The organism is Citricoccus sp. SGAir0253, assembly GCF_005877055.1.
Classification (GTDB): domain Bacteria; phylum Actinomycetota; class Actinomycetes; order Actinomycetales; family Micrococcaceae; genus Citricoccus.
The window spans coordinates 1,124,484-1,148,468 of record NZ_CP039424.1 but is presented as its reverse complement, the minus strand read 5'-3'; the positions used below and the strand labels follow the sequence as shown (position 1 = coordinate 1,148,468).

The 23,985-nt window shown below is 75.4% G+C and carries 24 protein-coding genes; 10 read left to right on the top strand and 14 right to left on the bottom strand.

Translation table 11 applies throughout. The features are described 5' to 3' along the window. Positions 1 to 6: 6 nt before the first annotated feature. A complete protein-coding gene (locus E7744_RS05285) occupies positions 7 to 1,107 on the bottom strand; it encodes a serine hydrolase domain-containing protein (RefSeq protein ID WP_137773212.1) in 1,101 nt (366 codons plus the stop codon). Positions 1,108 to 1,212: 105 nt separating this feature from the next. On the opposite strand from E7744_RS05285, the gene zupT reads away from it, so the two are divergent. Beyond that, entirely contained in the window at positions 1,213 to 2,022 is an 810-nt protein-coding gene (gene zupT, locus E7744_RS05280) for a zinc transporter ZupT (protein WP_137773211.1), read from the top strand. Between the two features lie 125 nt (positions 2,023 to 2,147). Continuing rightward, positions 2,148 to 3,557: an MFS transporter gene (locus tag E7744_RS05275; protein ID WP_246858561.1), complete on the top strand. Its 1,410-nt coding sequence runs from the start codon at positions 2,148 to 2,150 to the stop codon at positions 3,555 to 3,557. A 40-nt stretch (positions 3,558 to 3,597) separates the two neighbouring features. On the opposite strand, the gene E7744_RS05270 is transcribed toward E7744_RS05275, so the two are convergent. Together E7744_RS05270 and tpx are read right to left on the bottom strand one after the other, a co-directional pair. Then, complete coding sequence (locus E7744_RS05270) at positions 3,598 to 4,716, bottom strand: S1C family serine protease (RefSeq protein ID WP_137774868.1); 1,119 nt, start codon at positions 4,714 to 4,716, stop codon at positions 3,598 to 3,600. 359 nt (positions 4,717 to 5,075) lie between these two features. Then, positions 5,076 to 5,576, bottom strand: a complete 501-nt coding sequence (gene tpx, locus E7744_RS05265) for a thiol peroxidase (RefSeq protein WP_137773210.1) — start codon at positions 5,574 to 5,576, stop codon at positions 5,076 to 5,078. Positions 5,577 to 5,635: 59 nt separating this feature from the next. Here tpx and E7744_RS05260 point away from each other — a divergent pair, with 59 nt between their 5' ends. Then, complete coding sequence (locus tag E7744_RS05260; RefSeq protein ID WP_210417164.1) at positions 5,636 to 6,547, top strand: patatin family protein; 912 nt, start codon at positions 5,636 to 5,638, stop codon at positions 6,545 to 6,547. A 17-nt stretch (positions 6,548 to 6,564) separates the two neighbouring features. On the opposite strand, the gene E7744_RS05255 is transcribed toward E7744_RS05260, so the two are convergent. After that, a complete protein-coding gene (locus E7744_RS05255; RefSeq protein ID WP_246858560.1) occupies positions 6,565 to 7,179 on the bottom strand; it encodes a PACE efflux transporter in 615 nt (204 codons plus the stop codon). Positions 7,180 to 7,448: 269 nt separating this feature from the next. Here E7744_RS05255 and E7744_RS05250 point away from each other — a divergent pair, with 269 nt between their 5' ends. Next, complete coding sequence (locus E7744_RS05250) at positions 7,449 to 8,564, top strand: DUF808 domain-containing protein (protein WP_137773209.1); 1,116 nt, start codon at positions 7,449 to 7,451, stop codon at positions 8,562 to 8,564. Positions 8,565 to 8,621: 57 nt separating this feature from the next. On the opposite strand, the gene E7744_RS05245 is transcribed toward E7744_RS05250, so the two are convergent. Beyond that, entirely contained in the window at positions 8,622 to 9,044 is a 423-nt protein-coding gene (locus tag E7744_RS05245; RefSeq protein WP_137773208.1) for a VOC family protein, read from the bottom strand. A gap of 196 nt (positions 9,045 to 9,240) precedes the next feature. Here E7744_RS05245 and E7744_RS05240 point away from each other — a divergent pair, with 196 nt between their 5' ends. Continuing rightward, positions 9,241 to 10,146, top strand: coding sequence for a patatin-like phospholipase family protein (locus E7744_RS05240; RefSeq protein ID WP_246858559.1), 906 nt, complete (start codon positions 9,241 to 9,243; stop codon positions 10,144 to 10,146). Positions 10,147 to 10,200: 54 nt separating this feature from the next. On the opposite strand, the gene E7744_RS05235 is transcribed toward E7744_RS05240, so the two are convergent. The 7 genes from E7744_RS05235 to E7744_RS05205 all read right to left on the bottom strand — a co-directional run bounded on the left by E7744_RS05235 (position 10,201) and on the right by E7744_RS05205 (position 16,475). Then, positions 10,201 to 11,883 (bottom strand): SDR family oxidoreductase, encoded by a 1,683-nt coding sequence (locus E7744_RS05235; RefSeq protein ID WP_137773207.1) that lies wholly within the window; start codon positions 11,881 to 11,883, stop codon positions 10,201 to 10,203. A 64-nt stretch (positions 11,884 to 11,947) separates the two neighbouring features. Next, the gene (locus E7744_RS05230; RefSeq protein ID WP_168199767.1) at positions 11,948 to 12,877 is read right to left on the bottom strand and encodes an NADP-dependent oxidoreductase; all 930 of its coding nucleotides are present in this window, start codon (positions 12,875 to 12,877) and stop codon (positions 11,948 to 11,950) included. Between the two features lie 130 nt (positions 12,878 to 13,007). Then, complete coding sequence (locus E7744_RS05225) at positions 13,008 to 13,352, bottom strand: hypothetical protein (RefSeq protein ID WP_137773206.1); 345 nt, start codon at positions 13,350 to 13,352, stop codon at positions 13,008 to 13,010. Positions 13,353 to 13,458: 106 nt separating this feature from the next. Next, positions 13,459 to 14,262 (bottom strand): alpha/beta fold hydrolase, encoded by an 804-nt coding sequence (locus E7744_RS05220; RefSeq protein WP_137773205.1) that lies wholly within the window; start codon positions 14,260 to 14,262, stop codon positions 13,459 to 13,461. Positions 14,263 to 14,271: 9 nt separating this feature from the next. Next, entirely contained in the window at positions 14,272 to 15,246 is a 975-nt protein-coding gene (locus E7744_RS05215) for an SRPBCC family protein (protein ID WP_137773204.1), read from the bottom strand. Between the two features lie 44 nt (positions 15,247 to 15,290). Beyond that, on the bottom strand, positions 15,291 to 15,686 hold the full coding sequence (locus E7744_RS05210) for a helix-turn-helix transcriptional regulator (protein ID WP_246858558.1): 396 nt from the start codon (positions 15,684 to 15,686) through the stop codon (positions 15,291 to 15,293). Between the two features lie 135 nt (positions 15,687 to 15,821). Next, positions 15,822 to 16,475 (bottom strand): DsbA family protein, encoded by a 654-nt coding sequence (locus E7744_RS05205; RefSeq protein WP_246858619.1) that lies wholly within the window; start codon positions 16,473 to 16,475, stop codon positions 15,822 to 15,824. A gap of 71 nt (positions 16,476 to 16,546) precedes the next feature. Here E7744_RS05205 and E7744_RS05200 point away from each other — a divergent pair, with 71 nt between their 5' ends. After that, positions 16,547 to 16,978, top strand: coding sequence for a MarR family winged helix-turn-helix transcriptional regulator (locus E7744_RS05200; protein ID WP_246858557.1), 432 nt, complete (start codon positions 16,547 to 16,549; stop codon positions 16,976 to 16,978). Positions 16,979 to 17,107: 129 nt separating this feature from the next. Continuing rightward, positions 17,108 to 17,989 (top strand): SurA N-terminal domain-containing protein, encoded by an 882-nt coding sequence (locus E7744_RS05195; RefSeq protein WP_137773202.1) that lies wholly within the window; start codon positions 17,108 to 17,110, stop codon positions 17,987 to 17,989. Positions 17,990 to 17,995: 6 nt separating this feature from the next. Here E7744_RS05195 and E7744_RS15935 read toward each other — a convergent pair whose 3' ends face one another. Both E7744_RS15935 and E7744_RS05180 read right to left on the bottom strand, forming a co-directional pair. Further along, positions 17,996 to 18,901, bottom strand: coding sequence for a phosphatidylinositol kinase (locus tag E7744_RS15935; protein WP_210417162.1), 906 nt, complete (start codon positions 18,899 to 18,901; stop codon positions 17,996 to 17,998). A gap of 9 nt (positions 18,902 to 18,910) precedes the next feature. Next, positions 18,911 to 19,615 carry a histidine phosphatase family protein gene (locus E7744_RS05180; RefSeq protein ID WP_137773201.1) on the bottom strand — a complete coding sequence of 235 codons (705 nt, stop codon included), beginning with the start codon at positions 19,613 to 19,615 and terminating at the stop codon, positions 18,911 to 18,913. A gap of 77 nt (positions 19,616 to 19,692) precedes the next feature. Between E7744_RS05180 and E7744_RS05175 the strand changes: the two genes are divergently transcribed. From E7744_RS05175 to E7744_RS05165, 3 genes are all read left to right on the top strand, one after another. After that, complete coding sequence (locus tag E7744_RS05175) at positions 19,693 to 21,162, top strand: sigma 54-interacting transcriptional regulator (RefSeq protein ID WP_137773200.1); 1,470 nt, start codon at positions 19,693 to 19,695, stop codon at positions 21,160 to 21,162. A gap of 61 nt (positions 21,163 to 21,223) precedes the next feature. Next, positions 21,224 to 23,230, top strand: a complete 2,007-nt coding sequence (locus E7744_RS05170) for a VWA domain-containing protein (RefSeq protein WP_137773199.1) — start codon at positions 21,224 to 21,226, stop codon at positions 23,228 to 23,230. Between the two features lie 67 nt (positions 23,231 to 23,297). Further along, complete coding sequence (locus E7744_RS05165; protein ID WP_137773198.1) at positions 23,298 to 23,984, top strand: HD domain-containing protein; 687 nt, start codon at positions 23,298 to 23,300, stop codon at positions 23,982 to 23,984. Position 23,985: the final 1 nt, after the last annotated feature.

Sequence of the window (23,985 nt, the reverse complement as noted above, 5' to 3'; positions counted from 1 at the left end):
GCCAGCCTAGCAACGGGGAACGTGGTCCACGGCACACGTCCGGATGGCGTCCGAGACCCGCACGAGCAGCCGCTTGTCCGCCGGGTGCCCGCTCGCGCGGTCCGTCACGATCCCCACGGCCAGGTCCAGGTCCGGGTCCGCCCAGCCGAGGCACACGTCCGAGCCGTTGTGGCCGAAGGAGCGGACGGTGCTCGACTCCCCCAGGGGGCACCAGCGCCCCGTGCCCCCGAGCTGCACCCCGGTCCCCCACCGGGTGGGCAGCCGCGTCCACGCGTCCCGGGCGCCGTCCGAGCTGGGGGCGCACAGCGCCGGGCGCTCGGGGGCGGTGAGCAGGTGGTGGTAGAACAGGGCGAGCTGGCGGGCCGTCGTCGAGATCCCGGCCGCCGGGATCACCGCCTGGCGCACGGCGCGGCGGTTGAGCACGGCGGCCACGATGGGCCCGCCCGGCAGCGCGGCCGCCGAGGCGTCGATCGGCAGCGCGCGGCGCAGCTCGGCGTCCGGCACCCCCGGGTGGACGTCCGCCAGCCCCGCCGGGGCCAGCACGAGTTCGCGCAGCAGCTCGGTCCACTGCCGGCCCGTGGCCCGCCGCGCGACCTCCGCCAGGATGAAGCCGAAGTCCAGCGGCTGGTAGGCCGAGGCGCGCCCGTACCGGCGCGCCCGGCGCCGCCCCGCGGCCACCCGCTCGACGGACTCCTCGAGCCGGTGCATCGCCAGCACCGCCGCGGGATAGGGCCCGGCCGTGGGGACCGCGGTGCGGTGGGTCAGCACGTCGCGGACCGTGGTGCGCGCCTTGGAGCCACCGCCGCCGGTGCCGAAGGCCGGCCAGAGGTCGGCCACCCGGTCGTCGAGGCCCAGGACCCCCCGGCGGGCGAGGCGGTGGACGAGCAGTGCGGTGAAGGGCTTGGACGCGGAGAACAGCCAGCCCAGGGCGTCCGGCCGGCACCGGACCGTCCCGTCCAGCACGGGGATCCCGCCGTGCAGCACGGCCACCTGCACGCTCGCCCCCCGCGAGCCGGCCAGCTCCAGGACCCGTCTCCAGCCGCCGCCGGGGTTCCCGTCCGGGGACCCGCCCGCAGGCCCGCCACGGGGCCCGGACGGCGTCATCATGGCACCAGCGTACTGACGCCCGTCCCGGCGTCCCTACACTCGGGGGAACGACCGGCTCCGGGAGCCGGACCTGGCTCGACGACCACGACACGAAGGGCGGCTGCCGTGGAGAACTTCTGGCTGGCGCTGGGACTGACGGCGCTCGCCGGCCTGTGCACGGGGATCGGCGGGCTGGCCTCCGTGGTCCCGCGCCGCGCGAGCGGGCCGTTCCTCTCCGTCTCCCTCGGGTTCTCGGCCGGCGTCATGCTCTACGTCTCCTTCATGGAGATCATGCCGAAGGCCCTCGCGGCGCTCACGGGCGCCGCCGGTGAGGTCCCGGGGGCCTGGGCGGCGGGGGCGGCGTTCTTCGCGGGGATTCTGGTGATCGGCCTGATCGACCGCCTCGTCCCCGAGCCCATCAACCCCCACGAGCCCGGCGCCGTGCTGCACCCGGACGCCGGGATGGAGATGCGTCGGCGCAAGATGCTCAAGACCGGGACCGTGACGGCCCTGGCCATCGGCATCCACAACTTCCCCGAGGGCTTCGCGACCTTCGTGGCCGGGCTCACCGACCTGCAGGTGGCCCTTCCGGTCGCGCTGGCGATCGCCCTGCACAACATCCCCGAGGGCGTCGCGGTGGCCGTGCCGATCCGGGAGGCGACCGGCTCCCGGCGCAAGGCGGTGCGCTGGTCGTTCGTCTCGGGGCTGTCGGAGCCGGCCGGGGCGCTCATCGGCTTCGCCCTGCTGATGCCGTTCATGAACGACTTCACGCTGGGAGTCACCTTCGCCGCCGTGGCCGGGATCATGGTGTTCATCTCCCTCGACGAGCTGTTGCCCACCGCCCGCGAGTACGGTCGGCACCACCTGGCCATGTACGGCCTCGTGGCGGGCATGGCCGTCATGGCCGTGTCCCTGCTCCTCTTCGCCTCGGCCTGAGCGGTCCCCGCTCCCCGTGTCCCTTCCGCGGCGGCGGCGGGCCAGGGTCGGCGGGCCGGGGCCAGCAGGCCGGGCTGCCGGTGAGGGCCGGGCGGGTGGTCCACGCGACGGTGTAGAACTGGGTCATGACCCGTGATCCCGACGACGGCGCGCGCGCCCCGGGCCCCTCGGCGGCCGCGGAGGCCCCGGTCCCGTCGACCCCCGGCCCGGAGGCCGCCGCGCCGCCGGCGCCCGTCCCCACCGCCCCCGGCGCCCGGGTCCCCCGGGTCCGGCCCGGCACGGTGGGCGTGGCCCTGGCGGTCCTCGGGGTGCTGTTCGTCGCGGGCAACCTGCGGCCCGGGGCGACGTCCCTGGGGCCCGTGCTGGCCGAGGTCTCCGCCGCGCTCGGGATCGGCGGCGGCACGGCCGGGGTGCTCACCGCGCTGCCGGGACTGCTGTTCGGCGTCGTGGGACTGGTCGCCGTCCGGGTGGGCCGGTTCGCCGGCCTGTCGCTGAGCATCGCGCTGGGCCTCGCGCTCGTGGTCGCCGGACTGCTGCTGCGCCCGGTGTCCGGATCGGTCTGGGTGTTCGTGCCGCTGACCGCGGTGGCCCTGGCCGGGATGGCCGTGGGCAACGTGCTGGTCCCGGCCTGGGTCAAGCGCCACGGCGGCCGGCACACGGTGGCCCTGATGACGCTGTACGGCATGTTCCTCACCGTGGGCGGCTCGGCCGGCGCCGGCCTGGCGGCTCCGCTGGCCGGGGCCGCGCACGTGCTCGGCCTGCCGGGCGAGGGCTGGCGCCACTCCCTCGGGGCCTGGGGCGTGCTGGCCGTCGTCCCCCTCGTGCTGTGGCTGGTCATCGCCGCCCGCACCGGCCACGACTTCCCCGCGGCGCCGGCGCGCGAGCACCCGGACCGCAGCCTGGTGTCCTCGCCCTCCGCCGTGGCCCTGATGGTGCTGTTCGGGGTGCAGGCCATGAACGCCTACGTGCAGTTCGGCTGGATGCCCCAGGTCTACCGGGATGCCGGGCTCGACGCCGCCCTGGCCGGCACGCTGACGGCGGTGATCGCGGCCATGGGCGTGCTCGGCGGGCTCGTGATGCCCACGGTGATCGACCGCTCGCGGACGCTGGCGCCCTGGATGGTGGCCTTCGGCGTGCTCACCGCGGCCGGCTACACGGGCCTGCTGCTGGCCCCCGTGGGCGGGGCGTGGCTGTGGTCGGTCCTGCTCGGCGTGGGCGGCTTCGCCTTCCCCACCGCCATCTCGCTCATCCCGGCCCGCAGCCGGGACCCGCACGTCACGGCGCGGCTGTCCGGGTTCGTCCAGCCGTTCGGCTACGTCCTGGCCGCCCTCGGCCCGCTGGCCGTCGGGCTGCTGTACGCGGCGCTGGACGACTGGACGCCCGTCCTCGTGCTGCTGGCGTGCTCGGCCGTGGTGATGACCGCCGCCGGACTGCGGGTGTCCGGCCGCGTCGTCGTGGACGACGAGCTCTCGGCCGGAGGCCCGGGGCGGGCCGCGCCGACCGCCCCGGCCCCAGGTGACCACGGCCCCAGGTGACCACGGCCCCAGGTGACCACGGCCCCAGGTGACCACGGCCTCAGTTGACCACGGCCTCCTGGAGCGCGACCTCGCCGGAGCGCTCCCGGCCGTCCTCGGTGGTCCAGTCCACGGAGACCACGTCCCCCACGTTGCGGTCGTTGACGAGGTCGGAGAGCTCGGCGGCCGAGGAGACCGCCCGGCCGTCGATCGCGCGCACGGTGTCCCCGGCGCGCAGGCCGAGGCGCTCGGCGGAGGAGTCCGGGGACACCTCCTTCACGACGGCGGCGCCCTCCTCGGTGGCGACGACGACCCCCAGCGCCCCGTCCACCCCGATGCTCACGGTGTCCGTCTCCTCCCCGGAGAGCACCTGGGCGACGACGTCCAGGGCGGTGGCCACCGGGATCGCGTAGCCGTCCACCGACTCGGTGTCCTCGCCCTGGGAGGCCGCGGTGGTGATGCCCACCACCTGGCCGTCCTCGTCCACGAGGGGGCCGCCGGAGTAGCCGGGCACCACGTCGGCGCTCGTCTCGATGAGCCCGGTCAGCCGCGCGTAGTCGTCCGGGACGCCGGAGGAGGCGACGATGGACTCTCCCAGGGCGGTGACCTCGCCGGTCACCGCCGTGAGGTAGCCCTGGCCCCGGCCGTTGCCGACCGCCGCGGACGGCTCGCCCAGGGCGGGCACGGACGTGTCGATCGAGACGGTCTCCAGGTCCCGGGCGTCGTCGATCCGCAGCACGGCCACGTCGTGCCGGGCGTCGCGGCCGAGGACGGTGGCGGTGTGGGACTCCCCCGTGTCCGCGATGGTCACCGTGACCTCGGAGGAGTCCTCCACCACGTGGTAGTTGGTGATCGCCAGCCCGTCCGCCGAGAGCACGATCCCGGTGCCCGTGCCGCGGCCGTCCATGAGCAGCGTCTCGACCATCAGCACGCCGGGCGCGTCCGTCACCTCGCGGCCGCGGTCCAGGCCGGACTCGTCGGGGGCGGGCCCGGCGGCCCAGTCCACGCGGATGCCCCCGTGGGCGCGCCGCAGCGACTCGTCCAGCGGGACGCCGTCCGTGGACGGCAGCGGTGGCGCCTCCTCCTGGGCCGCGACGATGTCCCGGATCTCCTGGAACGTGAGCATCCCGACGCCGGTGGCGAGCACCACGCCGGCCAGGACGCCCACCACCGCGATCATCCGCTGCACCGCCCCACGGTGCCGCCGGCGGGGCGGCCAGCCGTCCGGGATGCGGCCCGGGCCGCCCGCCCACGGGGCGGGGGGCCAGGGCTCGGCGGGCCAGGAACCCCGGTGGCCCGGGCCCTGGGGACCCGGACCGTGGGGACCGGGAGCCGGGGGCCAGGGGCCCCGCGGGCGGGAGCCGTGGGGCCATGGGGCGTGCGGGTCGGGCGCCCCGGGGGGTCCGGAGTCCGCCGGCCCGGGGCCGGGCGCGCCGCCGTCGGGACCGACGGCGGGCGGCCGGACCGGGTAGGGCGGGACCCCGGCCGCCTCGCGCCCGGGGTCCCGGGGATCTCGGGACCCGTTCACCGTGCCGCCGGTCAGGCGCGGGCCGCGGCGAGCGCGGCGTCGTAGTCCGGCTCGGTGGTGATCTCCGGGACCACCTCGGTGTGGACGACGGTGCCGCGGGGATCGATCACGACGACGGCGCGCGCCAGCAGCCCGGCCATGGGGCCGTCCGCCTGGGTCACCCCGTAGTCGTGGCCGAAGGACGAGCGGAAGACGGAGCCGGTGACGACGTTGTCGATCCCCTCGGCGGCGCAGAACCGGCCGGCGGCGAACGGCAGGTCGGCGGACACGGCGACCACGGTGGTGTCCTCCAGGCCGGCGGCCAGCTCGTTGAAGCGGCGCACGGACGCGGCGCAGACGCCGGTGTCCAGGGAGGGGAAGACGTTGAGGATCACGGTACGGCCCGCGAGCGCGTCCAGGGTGACCGGGGACAGGTCGGCGCCGGTGAGCTCGAAGGCCGGGGCGGCGGAGCCGACGGCGGGGAGCTCGCCCACGGTGCTGACGGGATGGGACTTGAATGCGGTGGTTGCCATGCGCTCCAAACTATCCCATCGCCCCGGCACGCGGGGCGGCGAGGGCCTAGGCTGTCCGGGTGGACCTGCGCAGCAACGTGACCTCGACGGCCCTGCTCTTCGAGGGCGGGGGCATGCGGGCCTCGTACACCTCGGCGATGGTCGTGGCCCTCCTGGAGGCCGGGATCCACGTGGACTTCGTGGCCGGCATCTCGGCCGGCTCCTCCAACACGGCCAACTACCTGGCCCGGGACGCCTGGCGCGCCCGGCACTCCTTCGTGGACTTCGCCGCGGACCCGCGGTTCGGCGACTGGCGGACCTTCCTGCGCGGGGACGGCCTGTTCAACGCCAGGTACATCTACGAGGAGACGGGACTGCCGGACCAGGCCCTGCCCTACGACTGGGACGCCTACCGCGCCAACCCGGCCACCGTCCGCATCGGGGCCTTCGACGCCGAGTCGGGCGAGGCGGTGTGGTGGGGCAAGGAGGACACCCCGGAGATCCACGACCTCATGGTGCGCGTGCGCGCCTCGTCCACCATGCCGGTGCTCATGCCCCCCGTGCGCCTGGACGGCCGCACCTACGTGGACGGGGCCCTCGGGCCGGACGGCGGCATCCCGCTGTCCGTGGCCGAGGACGCCGGCCACGACCGCTTCCTCGCCGTGCTCACCCGGGATCGCGGCTACGTGAAGGCACCCCAGCGCTTCCCGGGGTTCTACCAGCGCTACTTCCGGCGCCACCCGGCGATCGCCGAGGCCCTCGTGACCCGGTGGCGCCGCTACAACGAGACGCGCGAGCGGCTGTTCGAGCTGGAGCGGCAGGGCCGGGCGTACCTGTTCGTCCCGGAGCGCATGCCGGTCTCCAACGGCGAGCGCAACGTGGCCCGGCTCCGGGCCGCGCACGAGGCGGGGCTGGACCAGGCGCGCCGCGAGCTGCCCGCCATCCGGGACTTCCTGGGGCTGCCGGTGCCCGCGCCGCGCCCCACCCCCTGAGGCGCCGGACCCGCCGGCTACCGCGCGGAGTCGGGCAGGCCGAACACGCGGTCGAAGACCCAGGCGTAGACGGCGTTGTAGAGCAGGAAGAAGACGATCAGGGCGGCCTCGTACAGGAAGGCCTCCCACAGGGTGACCTGCAGGATCAGCGCCACCGCGGGGACCAGGACCACCACGAGGCCGGCCTCGAACAGCACGGTGTGCAGCAGCCGCATCCACAGCGGCCGTCCGGTGTGCCCGGAGCGGCGCTCCCACCACTCGAACAGGGTGTTGAACAGCATGTTCCACAGCAGGGCCACCACCGAGGAGACCACCCCGACGACGGCGCTGGACCCCGCCGGGTTGCCCAGGGCCGCCAGGATCACGGTCGTGAAGCCGATGGCCAGGGCCTCGAAGACGACGGCGTAGACCACGCGGCGGTGCACCGGCGAGGGGAAGACGCGCCGGCCCACGAGCGCCGGCCGGCCGCCGGGGGCCACCGGGACGTCCGGGGACACGGCGGCGGGGCCGTCGTCGGGGGCGGGTCGGCCGCCCGGGGCCACGGGGGCAGCGGGCAGGGCGGAGCCGGTGGGGGCGCCGGTCTCGGGGCGCGCGTCGGGGTGCATGGCGGGGTCCTCCGTGGTCGGTTCCATGGGAAGTCCTCGGCCGGTTTCGCGTCCATGGAGTCGGATGCTCGGCGCCGGGGTCCCGTCCTGCGATCCGCGGCGGGGCCCCGGGTGGGTTCCCGGTCCTCCGTGGTGGGGACGGCCTCGACGGCGCCGTGGGCCCAGTCTAGCAAGGCCGTCGCCCCGGTCCCCGCGGCCGGGCCGGCGTCGTCGTATGCTCGGACCATGCCGACGCCGCGAGAGCACCACCATCCCCTGACCCCGGCCCGCACCGTCCCGGCGGACGGGGGCCCCCGGTGAGCGGGGGCCTGGTCGCCCTGCTGGACGACGTCGCCGCCCTGGCCCGGATCGCGGCCGCCTCGGTGGACGACATCGCCGCCGGCGCCACCAAGGCCGGCGCCAAGGCGGCCGGCGTGGTCATCGACGACGCCGCCGTGACGCCCCAGTACGTCTCCGACGCGGACCCCTCCCGCGAGCTGCCGATGATCAAGAGGATCTTCTGGGGCTCGCTGCGCAACAAGCTGCTGGTCATCCTGCCGGCCCTGCTGCTCATCAGCGCCTTCGTCCCCTGGCTCATCCCGTACATCCTCATGCTCGGCGGCACCTACCTCTGCTACGAGGGCGCCGAGAAGATCTGGCACAAGGTGCGCGGGCACCACGAGCCGGAGGAGGAGGCGCCGGCCGTCGAGCGGGGCCCGGGCGCCGAGGACAAGGTCATCAAGGGCGCCATCACGACCGACTTCATCCTGTCCTGCGAGATCATGGTGATCTCCATGAACGAGGTGGCGGACCAGTCCCTGTGGGTCCGGGCCCTGATCCTCGTGGTCGTGGCCGTGCTCATCACGGTGCTCGTCTACGGCGCGGTGGGGCTCATCGTCAAGATGGACGACATCGGCCTGCACCTCACCACGAAGGACTCCGCCCGCAGCCAGCGGCTCGGCGCCCTGCTCGTCAGGGGCATGCCCGCCGTGCTCGGTGCCATCACCATCATCGGCACTGTGGCCATGCTCTGGGTCGGCGGTCACATCATGCTCCAGGGCGCCTACGACCTGGGCTGGCACGCCCCCTACGACCTGGTCCACCTGCTCGAGGAGCCCGCGGCGGCCGTGCCGGGCGTCGGCGGACTCCTGGGCTGGCTCGTGAACACCGCCTGCTCCGCCGTCCTCGGCCTGGCCTGGGGCCTGGTCGTCATGCTGGTCGTGCATCCCCTGCTGAAGGTCCTGCCGCTGGGGCGGTCCTCGCGGGACGGTGCGCACGAGGAGGGCGACGTCCGCGCCGCCCTGGCCGGTCACCACGACGCCCCGAGGGGGGCGGGCAGCGCCGCGGGGCCCGGTCCCGGCCCCGTGGCGGACCCTCGCGAGGAGGGCCGGACGGACCGCGGGCCGGGTCGGACGGGCGGCGACCCGGCCTGAGCCGGGGCCGCCCGCCGTCCGACCCGGCGCGACCGGGACGGACGGGGCCGGCGGGGGTCAGTCCCCGTCCACGCTGAGCGCCCACATCACGCCGAACCGGTCGAAGACCTGCCCGTACCAGCCGCCCCACGGTGCCCTCCCGAAGGGCATCGCCTCCGTCCCGCCGGCGTCCACGAGGCGCCGGACGACCGCCTCGGCCTCCTCCGGCGACTCCAGGGTGTACAGCAGCGAGTAGGCGGTGTCCCGGACCGGGTAGTCCTTCCCGTCCATGACGTCACCGCCGGCGAGCTCGCCGCCGGGCAGGCGCAGCGTCACGTGGGCCACCGACCGGGGATCCGGGGTGAACGGCATCCCCTCCATCGGCGGCATGTCCCCGTAGCGGGTGATGTCCAGCTCGCCGCCGAACACGTCCCGCCAGTGCTCGAAGGCCTCGGCGGTGGTGCCGGGCAGGGTGATGTAGGTGGCCAGGCTCGTGCCCATGGTGGTCCTCCTCGGGGTCTCGCGTACTGCGCACGCGGGGTGGTGTCGGGATCATGCGATGGGATGCCTCCACCCTGCCGCGCCCCGGGTCCGGCCGCATCTCCGATCCTGCGCACCCGGCTCGCCCACGGCTGACCTGCACGGGGCCGCCCGCAACACTGCCGCGGGCTCCCGGGGCCCGACTACGATGGGGCGCGTGGAGAGCACAGCACCGGTGACGGCGTTCGTCCTCGCCGGCGGCGGGGTCCGCGGCGCCGTGCACGTGGGACAGTTGCGGGCCCTGTACGAGCGCGGCATCACGCCGGACCTGATCGTGGGCACCTCCGTGGGCGCCATCAACGGGGCCGTGGTGGCCCGCAACCCCCACCGGGACGTGGCCGAGGAGATCCTCGGCATGTGGCTGACGGACGAGGCCCGCGCGGTCTTCGGGCAGTCGTGGCTCAGCCAGCTCGGCCGCGTGGTCCGCGGCCGGACCCACACCCTCTCGGACCGTCCGCTCGTGGACCTCATTACGATGCACTTCCCGGACGACGCCCGCATCGAGGACCTGGCCCTGCCGTTCGTGACGGTGGCCACCTCGATCGAGCGCGCCGCGGAGAAGGCGTTCGACTCCGGCCCGCTCGTGCCCGCCGTCGTCGCCTCCTCCACCCTGCCCGGGCTGCTGCCCGCGGCGGAGATCGACGGCGAGCACTACCTCGACGGCGGCCTGGTCGCCTCCGTGCCGCTGGGCCAGGCGGTGCGCCGGGGCGCCACCCGGATCTACGTGCTCCAGGCCGGCCAGCTGAACCGGGAGCTGGCCGCGCCGAGGTCCATGGTGGACAACCTGCGGGTCTCCGTGGACATCTCCCGCCGGCACAGCTTCACGCACGCCCTGGAGCACGTCCCGCCGGGGGTCTCGGTGCACGTGCTGCCCACCGGAGGGCCCCTGCGGGCCCGGCGCGGCCTGAAGTCGCTGATGTCCCTCGAGCACACGGTCGAGCGGGCGGACCTCGCCTACGAGGCCACGGCCGCCGAGCTCGACCGGCTGGCGGCCGCCGGGCCGGCCGCGGGCCGCCTCACCGGGGCCGGCACCCCGCCGCCGCGCCCCGAGCCGACCGCCTAGCCGACCGCCTGGCCGACCGCCCGGCCGGCGGCCCCTCGACCGGCCCGGCCGTCCTCAGCGGCCGGCGCCCTCCCCCGCGGCGGGGGCCACCCCCTCCGCCGGGGACGCCTCCCCGGTCGTGCCGGCCGGGGAGGCATCCGGGGAGGCGCCGGTGCCCGCGGCGCCGGACTCGAGCCGCTCGGCGGCGGCCAGGATGTTGCGGGCCATCTCGGGGAACACGAGCGCGTGGAACGGCAGGATCGCCCGCCAGTACATCCGGCCCAGGATGCCCTGGGGGATGAACACCGCCCGCTGGCGGTAGCACGAGCCGCCGCCCTCCCGGGGGGAGACGCCCAGCTGAAGCCACGCCCGGCCGCCGGTGCGCATCTCCGCGCGCAGGGTCAGCAGCCGGCCGGGGTCGATCGACTCCACGCGCCACCAGTCCACGTGGTCGTTGACGCGGAGCCGGCCGGGATCCCGCCGGCCGCGGGCCATGCCGTAGCCGCCGAGGGCCTGGTCCATGACGCCGCGGATCCGCCACAGCGCCGGCGTCGAGTACCAGCCGGTGGTGCCGCCGATCGACTCGATGGCACGCCACACCGCCTCCGGGGAGGCGTCGCCGTCGCGCTGGCGGACGTCCGTGAAGACGGTGTGCCCGGCCCACTCGGGGTCCGAGGGCAGCGGGTCCGCCGGGTCCCGGGCGGCCAGGACGTCGTCGTCCCACGTGGACTCGAGGGTCCCGGAGAACTGCCGGGCGATCGCCCGGCGGCACGCCTCGCGGTACGAGGTCAGCCCGCCCGGCGGGTCCGGGACGAGGGCGGTGATGTCGTGCTCCTCGGTCACCGCGTCCTCGGCCATTGAGGCGGCCAGCGGCATGGCGATGCCGCGCGGGATGGGCGTGACCATGCTGATCCAGAAGCCGGAGAGCCGCTGCGCGGGCAGCGGGGTGGTGATGATCCGGCGCTGGGAGAGCCCTGCCACCTCGGCGTAGTCGCTGAGCATCTCCTTGAACGGCTGGGCCCGGCCGCAGCCGATGTCGAAGGCCCGGTTGACCGGCTCGGCCAGCGCGCTCGCGTGGGCCAGGTAGTACAGGACGTCCCGGATCGCGATGGGCTCGACCCGGTTGTCGAGCCACCTCGGTCCCGGCATGAGGGGCAGCCGCTCCGCGAGGTGACGGATCATCTCGAAGGACACGGAGCCGGAGCCGATGATGATGCCCGCCTCGAACACGAGCGCCGGCACGGGGCCGGCGAGCAGGACGCGGGCGACCTGCTCGCGCGAGCGCATGTGCTCGGAGAGCTCCTCGAGGGGCTTGTCCGGGTGGAGGCCGCCGAGGAACACGACCTGCTCCACGCCCTCCTCGGCGGCCGCCGCGGCCACCGTCTCGGCGATCGATCGCTCCCGCTCCACGAAGTCCTCCCCCGAGCCCATGGAGTGCACGAGGTACAGGACGGTGTGCACGTCCCGCATGGCGGCCCGGACCTCGTCGGGGTCCTGCAGGTCCGCCTCGGCGCGCTCGACGTCGTCGTACCAGTCGCGCGAGGACAGGTCCTCCACGTGCCGGGCCGTGGCCCGCACGGTGAAGCCGGCGGCCAGCAGTTCCGGCACCAGCCGGCCGCCGACGTAGCCGGTGGCCCCCGTGACGAGGACGCGGCGGCCGGCGCCGTCGGGCAGGGACAGGCCCAGGGGCGAGGCGGGACGGGCCCGGCCCGCCGGGCCGTCGGGGGCGGGGGGCTGGTCGGCAGGGTGCTCGCTCATGCCCCCACGCTAACGTCCCGGCCCCCGACCGGATACCGGCCCGGGCCCGGCGATCCGCCGGGCGTCAGCGCTCGACGTCGAGCACGACCTTGCCGTTGGCCTCCCCGGACATGCTGAGCCGGAAGCCCTCGGCGGCCTCGGCCAGCGGCAGGACCCGGTCGACGTGCACCGCCAGCTCGCCCCGGTCCACGAGCCGCAGCAGGTGCGCCAGCCCGGGCCCGTCCGGGCGGACCCAGATCCAGCGCCCGCCGTGCTCCAGCACGGCGGGGTCCGCGATGGACACGTGCCGGCCGCCGGGGCGCAGCACGGCGAGGGTCGTCCCGAGCACCCCCTCGGCGCCGGAGAAGTCCGCCACCGCGTCCACGCCGTCGGGCGCCAGGTCCCCGACCCGCTCGGCGAGGCCCTCCCCGTACGCGACCGGGACGACGCCGGCCGCGCGCAGGCGCTCGGCGTTCGCCTCCGAGGTCGTGCCGATCACGCGCGCCCCCGTGGCGGCGGCGAGCTGGGCGGCCACGTACCCGACGCCGCCGGAGGCGGCGTGCAGCAGCACGGTCTCGCCCGCCGACGGGGCCAGGGCGTCGATGCACCGCCGCGCGGTCAGCCCGGTCAGCGGCAGGGCCCCGGCGACGTCGTCGTCCACGCCGTCCGGGATGGGCGCGAGGTACTCGACCGGCACCATGGCGTACTCGGCGTACGTGCCGCCGCCGACCTCGGGCTTGCGCGCGTAGGCGGCCACCCGGTCGCCGGGGGCGAACTCGGGGGTGTCCGGTCCGACCTCCTCGACCACCCCGGCCAGGTCCCATCCCGGGACGGCCGGGAGGTGGGTCTCCAGCAGGGCGTCGAGGCCGCCGGAGACGATCTTCCAGTCGACCGGGTTGACGGAGGTCCGGGTGACCCGCACCAGCACCTGGCTGGGGCCGACCTTCGGCCGGGGCCGGTCGGTGAGCTCGAGGACGGAGGGGTCGCCGTAGGCGGCGAAGGTGATGGCTCGCATGCCGGGCGTAACGACGGCCGGCCGGCGGACTATTCCGCGGGCTCCGTCCCCCGGGCCGCGTCCGGGTCCCACCGGAGGCGGACCCGCCGGAGGCGGACCCACCGGGTGCGGGCCTCGCCGGGCGCGGGCCTCACTGGGTGTGGGCCATGGCGATCTGCAGCTCCTCCAGGACGGACAGGACCGGCGTGCCCGGCCGGCCGTTGGCGGAGAGCATGCCGGCCATGGCCCGCCGGACGGCGGCGGCGGGCCGGGTGGAGCCGTGCGCGTTGGCGAACCACATGAGGTGCTCCACGAGCGTGATGCGCTCCGTGGTGCGCTCCTCGCTCGGGTCGTTGAGGGTGTCCTCGACGGCCAGGATCGCGAGGCGGGTGGCGACGGCGGCGAGCGTGTCGTACGTGGACCCGCCGCTGGTGAACTCCGCCGGCGGGGCGGGCACGCGGGGGCCGGCGGACGGGGTGTGGACGGTGGTGGTCATGACGACCTCGGCGGATGGGTGCTCTTCCTGTGGGACGCCTCCACCGTAGCCGGGGGCACGGACACGATAGGCGGGGTCCGCGGACGCCCGGTCCCGGCACCCGGTCCTAGCCGTGCTCGAGGAAGCCGCGCAGCACGGCGGTGAACTTCTCGGGCGCCTGGGAGTGCACCCAGTGCCCGGCCTCCCGGATCGTGACGCGGTGGGTGCGCGGGAACAGCTCGCGCATGATCGGCACGTACTCGTCCCGGACGTAGTCCGAGCGCCCGCCGGCCACCCACAGCACGGGGCCCTCGTAGACGGCGGCGCCGGTGTCCGGGAACCCGCCGATGGCGTCCAGGCTGCGCCGCAGCAGCTCGAGGTTCGGCTCCCAGGAGTAGCCGTCCGCCCCGCCGCGCAGGTTCTGCAGCAGGAACAGCCGCGTGGTGTCCCACGGGATGGGCCCGCGCAGGGCGTCCTCGGCGTCCTGCCGGCGCCGGACCGTGGAGAGGTCCACGGCGGCCAGGCTGTCCAGCAGGTGCGCGAACTCGCCCTCCGCGCCCCCGGCCCGCGTGGGGGCGATGTCCACCACGACGAGCCGGGAGACCAGCTCGGGGTGGCGCAGGGCCAGCACCATGGCCACCTTCCCGCCGAGGGAGTGCCCGACGACGGCCACCGGGCCCTGCGCGGCGAAGCCGCCGCGCAGGGTCTCGGCCACGGAGTCGGCCATCTGGCGGTAGTCCACGGTGTCGGTCCAGTCGGACTCCCCGTGGTTGGGCAGGTCCACCAGCAGGCTGCGGTACCCCGGGACGAGGTCCTTGGCGATGCGGGTGAAGTTCTTGCCCCGCCCGAACAGGCCGTGCAGGAACACGACCGGCTCGCCGGTGTCCCCGATCTCGGTGGTGTGCAGGGTGCTGGTCTGGATCTCGGCCACCCCCCGAGCCTAGGCGGTGGCGAGGACCTCCGTCTCGAGCCGCGCGTAGCTGGCCTCCATGCCGTCGGCCATGCCGGTGCCCAGGACCGTCTCGCGCAGGCCCTCCGGGAAGGTCATCAGCACGGTCACCAGGGTGCCGCCCTCGACCTCGGTGAGGGTCAGCTCGTTGACCACGGGCGCCCCCTCCTGCCCGATCATGGTCTCGGTGGTGACGGCGCGGTGCGGGGGCTCGAGTTCCAGGACCTCGCCGGTGAAGCCGAAGCGGTCCCCGCCGCCCTCCCGTTCCCACTCGAACCGGTAGGTGTCCCCCACGGCCGTGCCGACCTCGCACACCGGCATGGTCCAGCCGTCGGGCCCGAGCTGCCAGCGGCGCAGCAGCTCCGGGTCGTGGTGGGCGCGCCAGACCCGGTCCTTGCTGCCGCGGACGACACGAGTTATCCGCGCTCGGTCCTCCCCGATGAGCTGGGTCTGGACCCCGTGCCCGGAGGCGAAGGACCGCAGGTCCGCCAGGACCTCGTCCATCTGGCCCATGGCGGACAGGGTGCCCTCCTCCATGCCCATCCCCAGCAGCGTCTCGAGCTCCTCGGCGGAGTCGAAGTGCGTCGTGGTGGTCACGCGGGAGCCGGACGCGGTCTCCTCGAAGGTGAAGGCCATCCGCATGGTCGGCTGCGCGGCGTCCCGCGCGCCGTCGGGCGTCCGGAAGCCGTCCAGCACCTCGAAGGACCGCCCGGGGTCCACGGAGAGGAACTCGAAGTACCCGCCGGACCGCTCCCCGGCCGGTCCGGTCATGTAGTAGTGGGACTCCCCGCCGGGGAACAGGTCGTGACGCGTGAACGTGGCCGGCCACTCGACCGGACCCCAGAACCGCTCCAGCTGGCGCGGGTCGGCGTAGGCGTCCCAGAGCCGGCGCACCGGGACGGGGAAGTCGGCCACGATGGTCATGGTGAGGGCGTCGGGGTCCTTGGTGACGGTGGTGACGGGCATGGCGAGGCCTTTCGGGTGGGTGCGCAGGTCCCCGGAGGGGGGCGTCAGGGGGCGCCCGGTGCCGGAGGGGGCGGCGGTCCGCCGGCCGGGTCCCCGGCCAGCAGGGCGTCGAGGCGGTCCATCCGCCCGCGCCAGATCTGCTCGTACTGGTCCAGCAGCGCCTGGGCCTTGCGCAGGGTGTCGGGGTCGCCGCGGACGAGGCGTTCGCGGCCGTGGGGGTTCTTGTGCACGAGTCCCGCCGCTTCGAGGACGGAGACGTGTTTCTGGACGGCCGCGAACGACATGTCGTAGGCGGCGGCGAGGGCGGAGACGGTGATCTCCTCCGTGAGGGTCCGGCGGACGATGTCCCGGCGCGTGGCATCGGCGAGGGCCCGGAAGATCCGGTCCACGTCGTCCTCGCTGAGGGACTGGGCCATGCCGTCCACCGGTGCTCCTGGCATCCGCCGGTCGCTTCTTATACAACCGGATGGTTGTACGTTAGGTCGCGACCCCCGTCACGTCAATCCCCCGGCGCCGCTCCACGCCGGGAACCCCTCCGCACCGGTCCGGCGCCCGCCCCCCTCCGGCCGGCCGCCTCAGTCGAAGACCGGCGGGGCCAGGCGGTCCCGCTTGAACTCATGGAACCCCGGGACGGACGCGACCGCCCAGAGCCCCTCGAAGAGCCGGACGGCCGACTCACCCCGCGGGATCGCGTTCAGCACCGGGCCGAAGAACGCGGTGCCCGCCAGATGGGTCGTCGGGGTACCGGCCGTCCGACCTCCGACGGCCGGCACGCCCGCCTCGTGACTGGCACGGAGCGCCTCGTCATATGCCCCGCCGTCACCGGCAGCCACGAGGGCGGCCGGCAGGCCTGCCCGTTCGAGGGCCGTCACCGCGGCGGAGCGGTACTCGTCCGGGCGGGGGAAGCGGGGGCGGTCGAAGATGGCGCGGCCGAAGGCCTCGTAGAACGCCGGCAGGGCCGCCTCGCCACACTCCGCGACGACCGCGGCGGCCACCCGGGAGGGCCCGGCCGAGCGCCGGATGACCTCGAGGTACTCCTCCGATTCCGTGGTCCCGCCACCCGGCCCCTCCGGATCCTCGTGCGCGATGAGCAGGCTCATGACGTGGAGCCCCAGGTCCAGCGGCACGCGGGAGGCGACCTCCGCGAGCCAGCGTGAGGCCGTCCAGGAGTAGGGGCAGACCGGGTCGAACCACAGGTCCACCCGCCGCACCGCGCCGTCCATGATCATCACCCTCGTCCGCCTGCTACGCTCGTGCCATCATTTTACTTCGATCATCTGACTAAATCCACGGGGGACCGATGAGGGAACTGCCCACGGCACTGCTGATGTTCATCGCCGGGCGGTCGGCGGAGAACCGCATCATGGCCGCCCTGCGCGCGGCGGGCCACGAGTTGAGCCTGCCGCAGGCGCGCCTCGTGGCCCGCATCGCGCCGGACGGCAACCGGCTCGGAGACCTCGCCGAGCAGGCCCAGGTCACCAAGCAGACCGCCACCGCGCTCGTGGACCGGCTCGAGGCGGCCGGCTACGTCGAGCGGGTCCCAGACCCCTCCGACGGGCGAGCCCGACTGGTCCGCCTGGCCCCGCGGGCGGTCGCCCTGCTCCCGGTGGCCCGCGCCGAGGAGCAGCGCATCGAGGAGGAGTGGCGGGCCCACCTCGGAGAGCGGCGCATGGCGCAGCTGCGCGAGGCGCTGGAGATGCTCCGCGAGATCACCGACCCGTACCAGCGCTGAGGCCCCTGCCGGCCGGAGCGCCCGTCCTCCGGCCGGCGCGGCTGGGCGGCACCTGAACGGGACCTGACCGCGCCGCCCAGCCTCGCTTGCTACCGTGCGGGAGCCATCTCCAGAAAGGACGGTCACCCCATGCCCCGGAAGTTGCTCACCAGCGTCGCGCTGGTCGGATCGCTCCTCGGACTCAGTGCCTGCGGCGCCTCGGGAGCCGCCGAGTCCGAGCCCGCCACCGCCAGCACGGCCGACGCCGGCGCGAGCGCCGCGCAGGAGGGCGCCGCCCCGGACGCCCGGGCCCAGGGCGATGCCGCCCCGTCCGGCGACGCCTCCGGCGCCCAGGGCAGCGCCCCGGCGATGCCGGAACCGGACCTCGAGGGCATCCCGGACGTCGTCGCCACGGTCAACGGCGAGGAGATCTCCGGCGACGACTTCAAGGGCGTCTACGAGTCCCAGTTCCAGCAGATGGCCCTGCAGGCGCAGATGTCCGGCCAGGAGATCGACCAGGACCAGCTGAGGAAGCAGACGGTGGACTCCATGGTGGGCAGCGAGCTGCTCGTGCAGGACGCCGAGGCCTCCGGCCACGAGGCCACCGACGAGGACGTGGACAAGCTGCTCCAGGAGACCGCCAAGGCCCAGCAGCTCGGATCCGTGAAGGAGCTCCTCGCCGCCTACGAGGAGCAGGGCTTCCCCGAGGAACAGGTGCGGTCCGACGCGCGCAAGCAGGTGCTCATGACCGCCTCGATCGAGGAGCTCGACGTCCCGGAGCCCACCGAGGAGGAGCTGAAGGCCCTCTACGACCAGGCCGTGGCCTCCCAGCAGCAGGGCGGCGGGCAGGGCGGCGGGCAGGAGGGTGGCCAGGAGGGCCAGGGCTCCTCCAGCGCCTCCGCCGAGCCCCCCTCCTTCGAGGAGGCCAGGCCGCAGCTCGAGCAGCAGGTCACCTCCCAGAAGCAGAACGAGGCGATCATGGAGCGCATGGAGCAGCTGCGCCAGGACGCCGAGGTGGACGTCAGGATCTGAGCGGGCTCAGACGAGCGGCCAGGGGAAGCGCATCCCGGTCGTGTCCAGCGGGAACCGCGGCACGGACAGCAGCTGCCGGACCCGGCCCCGCAGGGCGTCGGCCTCGCGCCAGTGCAGCAGGTCCGCCAGCTCCCCGGGGACCTCGTCGGCGAGCGGGGCGAGGCCGGCCAGCCAGCCGGCGTCGATCTCCTCCCCGGCGAAGTCCCACATCACGGTCCGCAGCTTGAACGCGGCGGCGAAGCACAGCCCGTGGTCGATCCCCCACAGCCGCCCGTCCGTCCCGGCGAGCACGTGCCCGGCCTTGCGGTCGGCGTTGTTGGCCACGAGGTCGAACAGCGCCAGCCGGCGCAGCTGCGCCGGGATGCCGCGGACGGCGGCGACTCCGCCGGGCGCCTCCCCCTCGGTGCCGTCGGCGCCGTCCGCGCCGTCGTCGTGCCGGTCCTCGGCCTCCCGGCCGGGCGGTCCCGACTCCGGCACCGGGACGTGCACCCCGACGCCGGCCCCCCACCGCACGCCCTCCGGCGCTCCGCCGACCAGGGTGAAGTAGTGCCGCGCCGGGTCGTGCTCGACGAACAGCTGGACGGAGCCCTCGCCGAAGGGGGCGTCCTCGCGGATCACCGTCGGGGGGACCACGCCCCAGCCGAGGACCTCGCTGAGCAGGTACGCGGCCCGCTCGCGGCGGTGCAGCCCCGGCGGGAAGTCGCGCAGGGGGCGCTCGCCGAGCCGGGGCTTGTAGATCCCCCAGTGCCGCTCCGGCCCGCGGCTGAGCTCGACGAGGAAGGTCTCGTTGCTGCTGTTGACCATGCGTCCCAGCAGCTCCAGGTCACCGTGCAGCAGCAGCCCGAGGACGGCGGCCGGGTCGTCGCCGGGCGGCGGGGTCGGGTCCGGCAGGTCGGCGGGCACGGCGGGCATCGCGGCGGCCTAGGCGGGACGCAGCTCGGCGAGCGAGTCCTGCGTCGAGTTCACGGTCAGCACCACGGGGTCCGGCTCCTCCGCGCCGTCCGCGCCGCCGGCGCCCCCGGCGCCGTCCGCGGCGGGCGGGTACGCGATCACGGAGACGGAGCACGGCCCCACGCTCAGGCGCTGGAAGCGGTTGAGCGGGGTGCCCAGGGCGTCCGAGACGGCCACCCGGATGGGGTCGGCGTGGGAGAAGCACACGATCGTGCCCCCGGGGTGGGCCTCCCGCAGCCGTCGCAGGGTGGCGGCCATCCGGTCCCGGATCTCCACGAAGCTCTCCCCGTCCGGGAAGCGGAAGGACTCCGGCTCGTGCTGCACGGTGCGCCACTCCGGCAGCCGGGCCAGCTCGGCCAGGTTCGCCCCGGTCCACGCCCCGAAGTCGCCCTCCAGCAGCCCCTCCTCGGTGACGACCGGCACCCCGGTGCGCTCCGCCGTCGGGCCCGCGGTCTGCACGGTGCGCTCCAGCGGCGAGGCGTAGACGGCCGTGACCGGCAGCTCGGCCAGCCGTCCGGCCACCCGCTCGGCCTGGGCGCGGCCGTGCTCGGACAGGTGCAGGCCGGGGGCCCGGCCGGGCAGCACCTGGCCGGTGGTGGGGGTCTGGCCGTGCCGCACCAGCAGCACGAGGGTGGGCCGCGGGCCCGCCGGGGAGTCCTCGCTCGTCGCGCTCATCGGGGCCAGCCTAGGCCGCGCCACGCCGCCCGGACACCCCCTCGACGGCGTCCCCGCGCGGGTCTAGCGTGGAGGACGTGAGCACGCCTCCCGAGATCAGCACCCTGGCCGAGCTGCGGGCCTCCGGGCACCGGATGCGGTCCCTGCGCGAGGAGATCCGCGAGAACCTCCTGGCGGCCCTGGCCGCCGGCGAGGATCCGTGGCCGGGCCTGCACGGCTTCGGTTCCACGGTCATCCCCCAGCTCGAGCGGGCCCTCATCGCCGGCCACGACGTGGTGCTGCTCGGCGAGCGCGGGCAGGGCAAGACGCGCCTGCTGCGCACCCTGGCCGGGCTGCTGGACGAGTGGTCCCCCGTGATCGCCGGCTCCGAGCTCAACGAGCACCCCTACGCGCCGATCACGGCGGCGTCCGTGGCCCGCGCGGCGATCGACGGGGACGAGCTGCCGGTGGCGTGGCGGCACCGCTCCGAGCGCTACGTGGAGAAGCTCTCCACCCCGGACACCTCCGTGGCGGACCTGATCGGGGACGTGGACCCCATGCGCGTGGCCGAGGGGCGGCGGCTGGGCGACCCGGAGACGATCCACTACGGCCTCGTCCCGCGGGCCAACCGCGGGATCGTGGCGCTCAACGAGCTGCCCGACCTCGCCGAGCGCATCCAGGTGGCCCTGCTGAACGTCATGGAGGAGCGTGACATCCAGGTCCGCGGCTACGTGCTGCGGCTGCCCCTGGACGTGCTCGTGGTGGCCTCGGCGAACCCGGAGGACTACACCAACCGCGGCCGGATCATCACGCCCCTCAAGGACCGCTTCGGGGCCGAGATCCGCACCCACTACCCGCTGGAGCTGGCGGACGAGGTGGCGGTGATCCGCCAGGAGGCGCACCTGACCGCCGAGGTGCCGGACGTGCTGCTGGAGATCCTCGCCCGGTTCACCCGCGCCCTGCGCTCCTCGACCGCGATCAACCAGGCCTCCGGCGTCTCGGCCCGGTTCGCGATCGCCGGGGCGGAGACGATCGCCGCCGCGGCCCGGCACCGGGCGGCGGTGCGCGGGGAGGCGGCCGCCGGCCCGGACGGCGAGGGGCTGCCCGGCGAGGCGGTGGCCCGGCTCGTGGACATCGACGCGGCGGTGGACGTGCTCGGCGGCAAGGTCGAGTTCGAGTCCGGCGAGGAGGGCCGCGAGGCCGAGATCCTCGAGCACCTGCTGCGCACCGCCGTGGCCCAGGCCGTCCGCGAGCACTTCGGCGGGCTGGACCTCGGCCCGCTCGTGGACGCCTTCGACGGGCACCGGACCATCACGACCGGCGAGCGCGTCACCGCCGCCGAGTTCCTCGCCGACCTGCCCGAGCTGCCGGACCCCGGGCTGTACGACGAGATCACCGCCCGCGTGAACGGCTCCCCGGCCCGTCCCGACGGCGGCGCCGCGGCGGGCGCGGCCGGCGTCCCGAGCGCGGGTGAGCGGGCGGGGGCGATCGAGCTGGCCCTCGAGGGCCTGTACCTCGCCCGGGAACTGTCCAAGGAGACCGCGGACGGGCAGACCGTCTACGGCTGAGCGCCGGCCCCGCACCGGTCACCACGGGGAGGCACCGAAGGTCGGCACCGAAGGAGGCGCCATGCGCCACGGGAAGTCATCGCGCTACGGCCGCTACGCCGGCGGCCCGGACCCGCTCGCCCCGCCGGTCGACCTGTCCGAGGCCCTGGACGCCGTGGCGGAGGATGTCATGGCCGGCTACTCCCCCGAGCGGGCGATGCGCGAGTACCTGCGCCGGGGCTCGCGGAGCATGACCGGCCTCGACGACCTGGCCGGCCGCGTGGCGCAGCGCCGGCGCGACCTGCTGGGCCGGCACCGGCTGGACGGCACGCTCCAGGAGGTGCGGCGGCTGCTGGACGAGGCGGTGCTCGAGGAGCGCAAGCAGCTGGCCCGGGACATCCGGATGGACGACACGGACCGGTCCTTCCGGGAGATGCGGCTGCAGGGCCTGCCGGCGTCCACGGCCGCCGCCGTCACGGACCTCGCCGACTACGACTGGCAGTCCGGCACCGCCCGCGAGCGCTACGAGCAGATCAAGGACCTGCTCGGCCGGGAGATGCTGGACCAGCGCTTCGCCGGGATGAAGGACGCCCTGCAGAATGCCACGGACGAGGACCGGGCGGCGATCGCCGAGATGCTGCGGGACCTCAACGACCTGCTGGACAAGCACGCCCGCGGCGAGGACACCCCCGAGGACTTCCGGGACTTCATGGCCCGCCACGGGGACCAGTTCCCGGAGGACCCCCAGGACATCGACGAGCTGATCGACGCCCTGGCCAAGCGCTCCGCCGCCGCCCAGCGGATGCTCCGGTCGATGACGCCCGAGCAGCGCGCGGAGCTGATGGCCCTGTCCGCGCAGGCCTTCGGCTCGCCGGAGCTGATGGACCAGCTCGCCCGCCTGGACGCCAACCTCCAGGGCCTGCGGCCCGGGGAGGACTGGACCGGCTCGGAGGACTTCGGCGGCGACCAGGGCCTCGGCCTGGGCGACGGCACGGGGGTGCTGCAGGACCTGGCCGAGCTGGACGAGCTGGCCGAGCAGCTCGCCCAGGACTACGCGGGGTCCACCCTGTCCGACCTCGACGTCGACGCGCTGGGCCGCCAGCTCGGCGAGGACGCGGCCGCCTCCGCCCGCACCCTGGCGCAGCTGGAGCGGGCGCTGCGCGACTCCGGCCTGCTCCGGCGCGGGACGGACGGGGACCTGCGCCTGTCCCCCCGCGCCATGCGGCGGCTCGGGAAGTCCCTGCTGCGGGACGCGGCCGGCCGCCTCTCCGGCCGGCAGGGCCAGCGGGACACCCGGCACGCCGGGGCCGCCGGGGAGCTCACCGGGGCCAGCCGGTCCTGGCAGTTCGGGGACGTGGAGCCGTGGGACGTCACCCGCACGGTGACCAACGCGATCGGCCGCACGGCCGCGGCGGGCGGGGACCCGGCGTCGGGCCTGCGCCTCGAGGTCCAGGACGTGGAGGTCCAGGAGACCGAGGCGCGCACGCAGGCGGCCGTGGCGCTGCTCGTGGACACCTCGTTCTCCATGGCCGCCGAGGGCCGCTGGGTGCCGATGAAGCGCACGGCGCTGGCGCTGCACCACCTGGTCTCCACCCGGTTCCGCGGGGACGCCCTGCACCTGGTGACCTTCGGCCGCTACGCCCAGGCGGTGCGGATCGAGGACCTCACCGCGCTGCCGCCCCTGCGCGAGCAGGGCACCAACCTGCACCACGCGCTGATGCTGGCCACCCGGTTCTTCCGGCAGCACCCCACGCGCCAGCCGGTCCTGCTCGTGGTCACCGACGGCGAGCCGACCGCCCGCCTGATGCCCCACGGGGAGTCCTGGTTCTCCTACCCGCCGGAGCCGGAGACCGTGCGGGCCACCGTGGCCGAGCTGGACCGGGTGGGCCGGCTCGGGGCCGAGGTCACGTTCTTCCGCCTCGGCGGCGACCCGGGGCTGGAGCGGTTCCTGGCCGCGATGGCCCGCCGCGTGGGCGGCCGGGTGGTCGCCCCGGACCCGGAGGACCTGGGCGCCGCGGTCGTGGGCGAGTTCCTGCGCCGCCGCGCCCCGCGGTTCCCCTCCGCCTTCGGGGACGTGGACCGGGACTGATCCGGCCTTCCACCCAGTGGGAGGAGACGCTGGACGACGGCGGCCGGGTCCGGCCAGCATGGCGCCCATGGGCCAGAAGACGCACGCCACCGACAACCAGCTGGGGCGCGACGTCTCGGCCCACCTGCCCCACCCGGGCGGGCTGCGCGGACTGCCCGCCCTCGACCCGGGGCAGCGGCGGATCTGGGCGCTCGCCGCCCCGCACCTGCGGGTGCGCGGCAACGACCGCCACTCCCTCTACGCCTTCGGCATCGCCGCGGCGCTGCTCGAGTCCCACCCGGAGGCCGAGGCGCGGGTGGTGCTGCCGGCGATCCTGCTGCACGACACGGGCTGGTCCCGCGTGCCCGGGGACGAGGTGCTCGAGGCGATCGCCCCCGGGGGCGGCCGGCCGGACCTCGTGCTGGCGCACGAGCGCGAGGGCGCCCGGATCGCCGAGGGCATCCTCGGGGCGCTCGGCCACGATCCCGGCCTCACGGCGCGGGTGGTGGAGATCATCGACGGCCACGACAGCCGCCGCGAGGCGCTCTCGATCGAGGACGCGATCGTCAAGGACGCCGACAAGGTGTGGCGGGTGAGCCCGTCCGGGCTGGACACGATCATGGACTGGTTCGGCCTGGACCGCGCCGACGCCCTGCGCCTGGCCGCCTCCCGGGTGCACGGGCACCTGTTCACCGACGAGGCCGCCGCGATGGCCCTGGCCCTCACCGCCCTGGAGTCACTGGGCGGCTCCGCCGAGGTGCGGGCCCTGGACTGAC

Bases quoted from the DNA above. Each gene is read 5' to 3' on its own strand.
- E7744_RS05275 (WP_246858561.1), top strand. From the start codon at position 2,148: ATGACCCGTGATCCCGACGACGGCGCGCGCGCCCCGGGCCCCTCGGCG.
- E7744_RS05180 (WP_137773201.1), bottom strand. From the start codon at position 19,615: ATGAGCGCGACGAGCGAGGACTCCCCGGCGGGCCCGCGGCCCACCCTC.
- E7744_RS05165 (WP_137773198.1), top strand. From the start codon at position 23,298: ATGGGCCAGAAGACGCACGCCACCGACAACCAGCTGGGGCGCGACGTC.
- E7744_RS15935 (WP_210417162.1), bottom strand. From the start codon at position 18,901: ATGCCCGCCGTGCCCGCCGACCTGCCGGACCCGACCCCGCCGCCCGGC.
- E7744_RS05170 (WP_137773199.1), top strand. From the start codon at position 21,224: ATGCGCCACGGGAAGTCATCGCGCTACGGCCGCTACGCCGGCGGCCCG.
- E7744_RS05285 (WP_137773212.1), bottom strand. From the start codon at position 1,107: ATGATGACGCCGTCCGGGCCCCGTGGCGGGCCTGCGGGCGGGTCCCCG.
- E7744_RS05200 (WP_246858557.1), top strand. From the start codon at position 16,547: ATGAGGGAACTGCCCACGGCACTGCTGATGTTCATCGCCGGGCGGTCG.
- E7744_RS05270 (WP_137774868.1), bottom strand. From the start codon at position 4,716: ATGATCGCGGTGGTGGGCGTCCTGGCCGGCGTGGTGCTCGCCACCGGC.
- E7744_RS05225 (WP_137773206.1), bottom strand. From the start codon at position 13,352: ATGACCACCACCGTCCACACCCCGTCCGCCGGCCCCCGCGTGCCCGCC.
- E7744_RS05245 (WP_137773208.1), bottom strand. From the start codon at position 9,044: ATGGGCACGAGCCTGGCCACCTACATCACCCTGCCCGGCACCACCGCC.
- E7744_RS05255 (WP_246858560.1), bottom strand. From the start codon at position 7,179: ATGGAACCGACCACGGAGGACCCCGCCATGCACCCCGACGCGCGCCCC.
- E7744_RS05215 (WP_137773204.1), bottom strand. From the start codon at position 15,246: ATGCCCGTCACCACCGTCACCAAGGACCCCGACGCCCTCACCATGACC.
- E7744_RS05210 (WP_246858558.1), bottom strand. From the start codon at position 15,686: ATGCCAGGAGCACCGGTGGACGGCATGGCCCAGTCCCTCAGCGAGGAC.
- tpx (WP_137773210.1), bottom strand. From the start codon at position 5,576: ATGGCAACCACCGCATTCAAGTCCCATCCCGTCAGCACCGTGGGCGAG.
- E7744_RS05230 (WP_168199767.1), bottom strand. From the start codon at position 12,877: ATGCGAGCCATCACCTTCGCCGCCTACGGCGACCCCTCCGTCCTCGAG.
- E7744_RS05235 (WP_137773207.1), bottom strand. From the start codon at position 11,883: ATGAGCGAGCACCCTGCCGACCAGCCCCCCGCCCCCGACGGCCCGGCG.
- E7744_RS05195 (WP_137773202.1), top strand. From the start codon at position 17,108: ATGCCCCGGAAGTTGCTCACCAGCGTCGCGCTGGTCGGATCGCTCCTC.
- E7744_RS05205 (WP_246858619.1), bottom strand. From the start codon at position 16,475: ATGATCATGGACGGCGCGGTGCGGCGGGTGGACCTGTGGTTCGACCCG.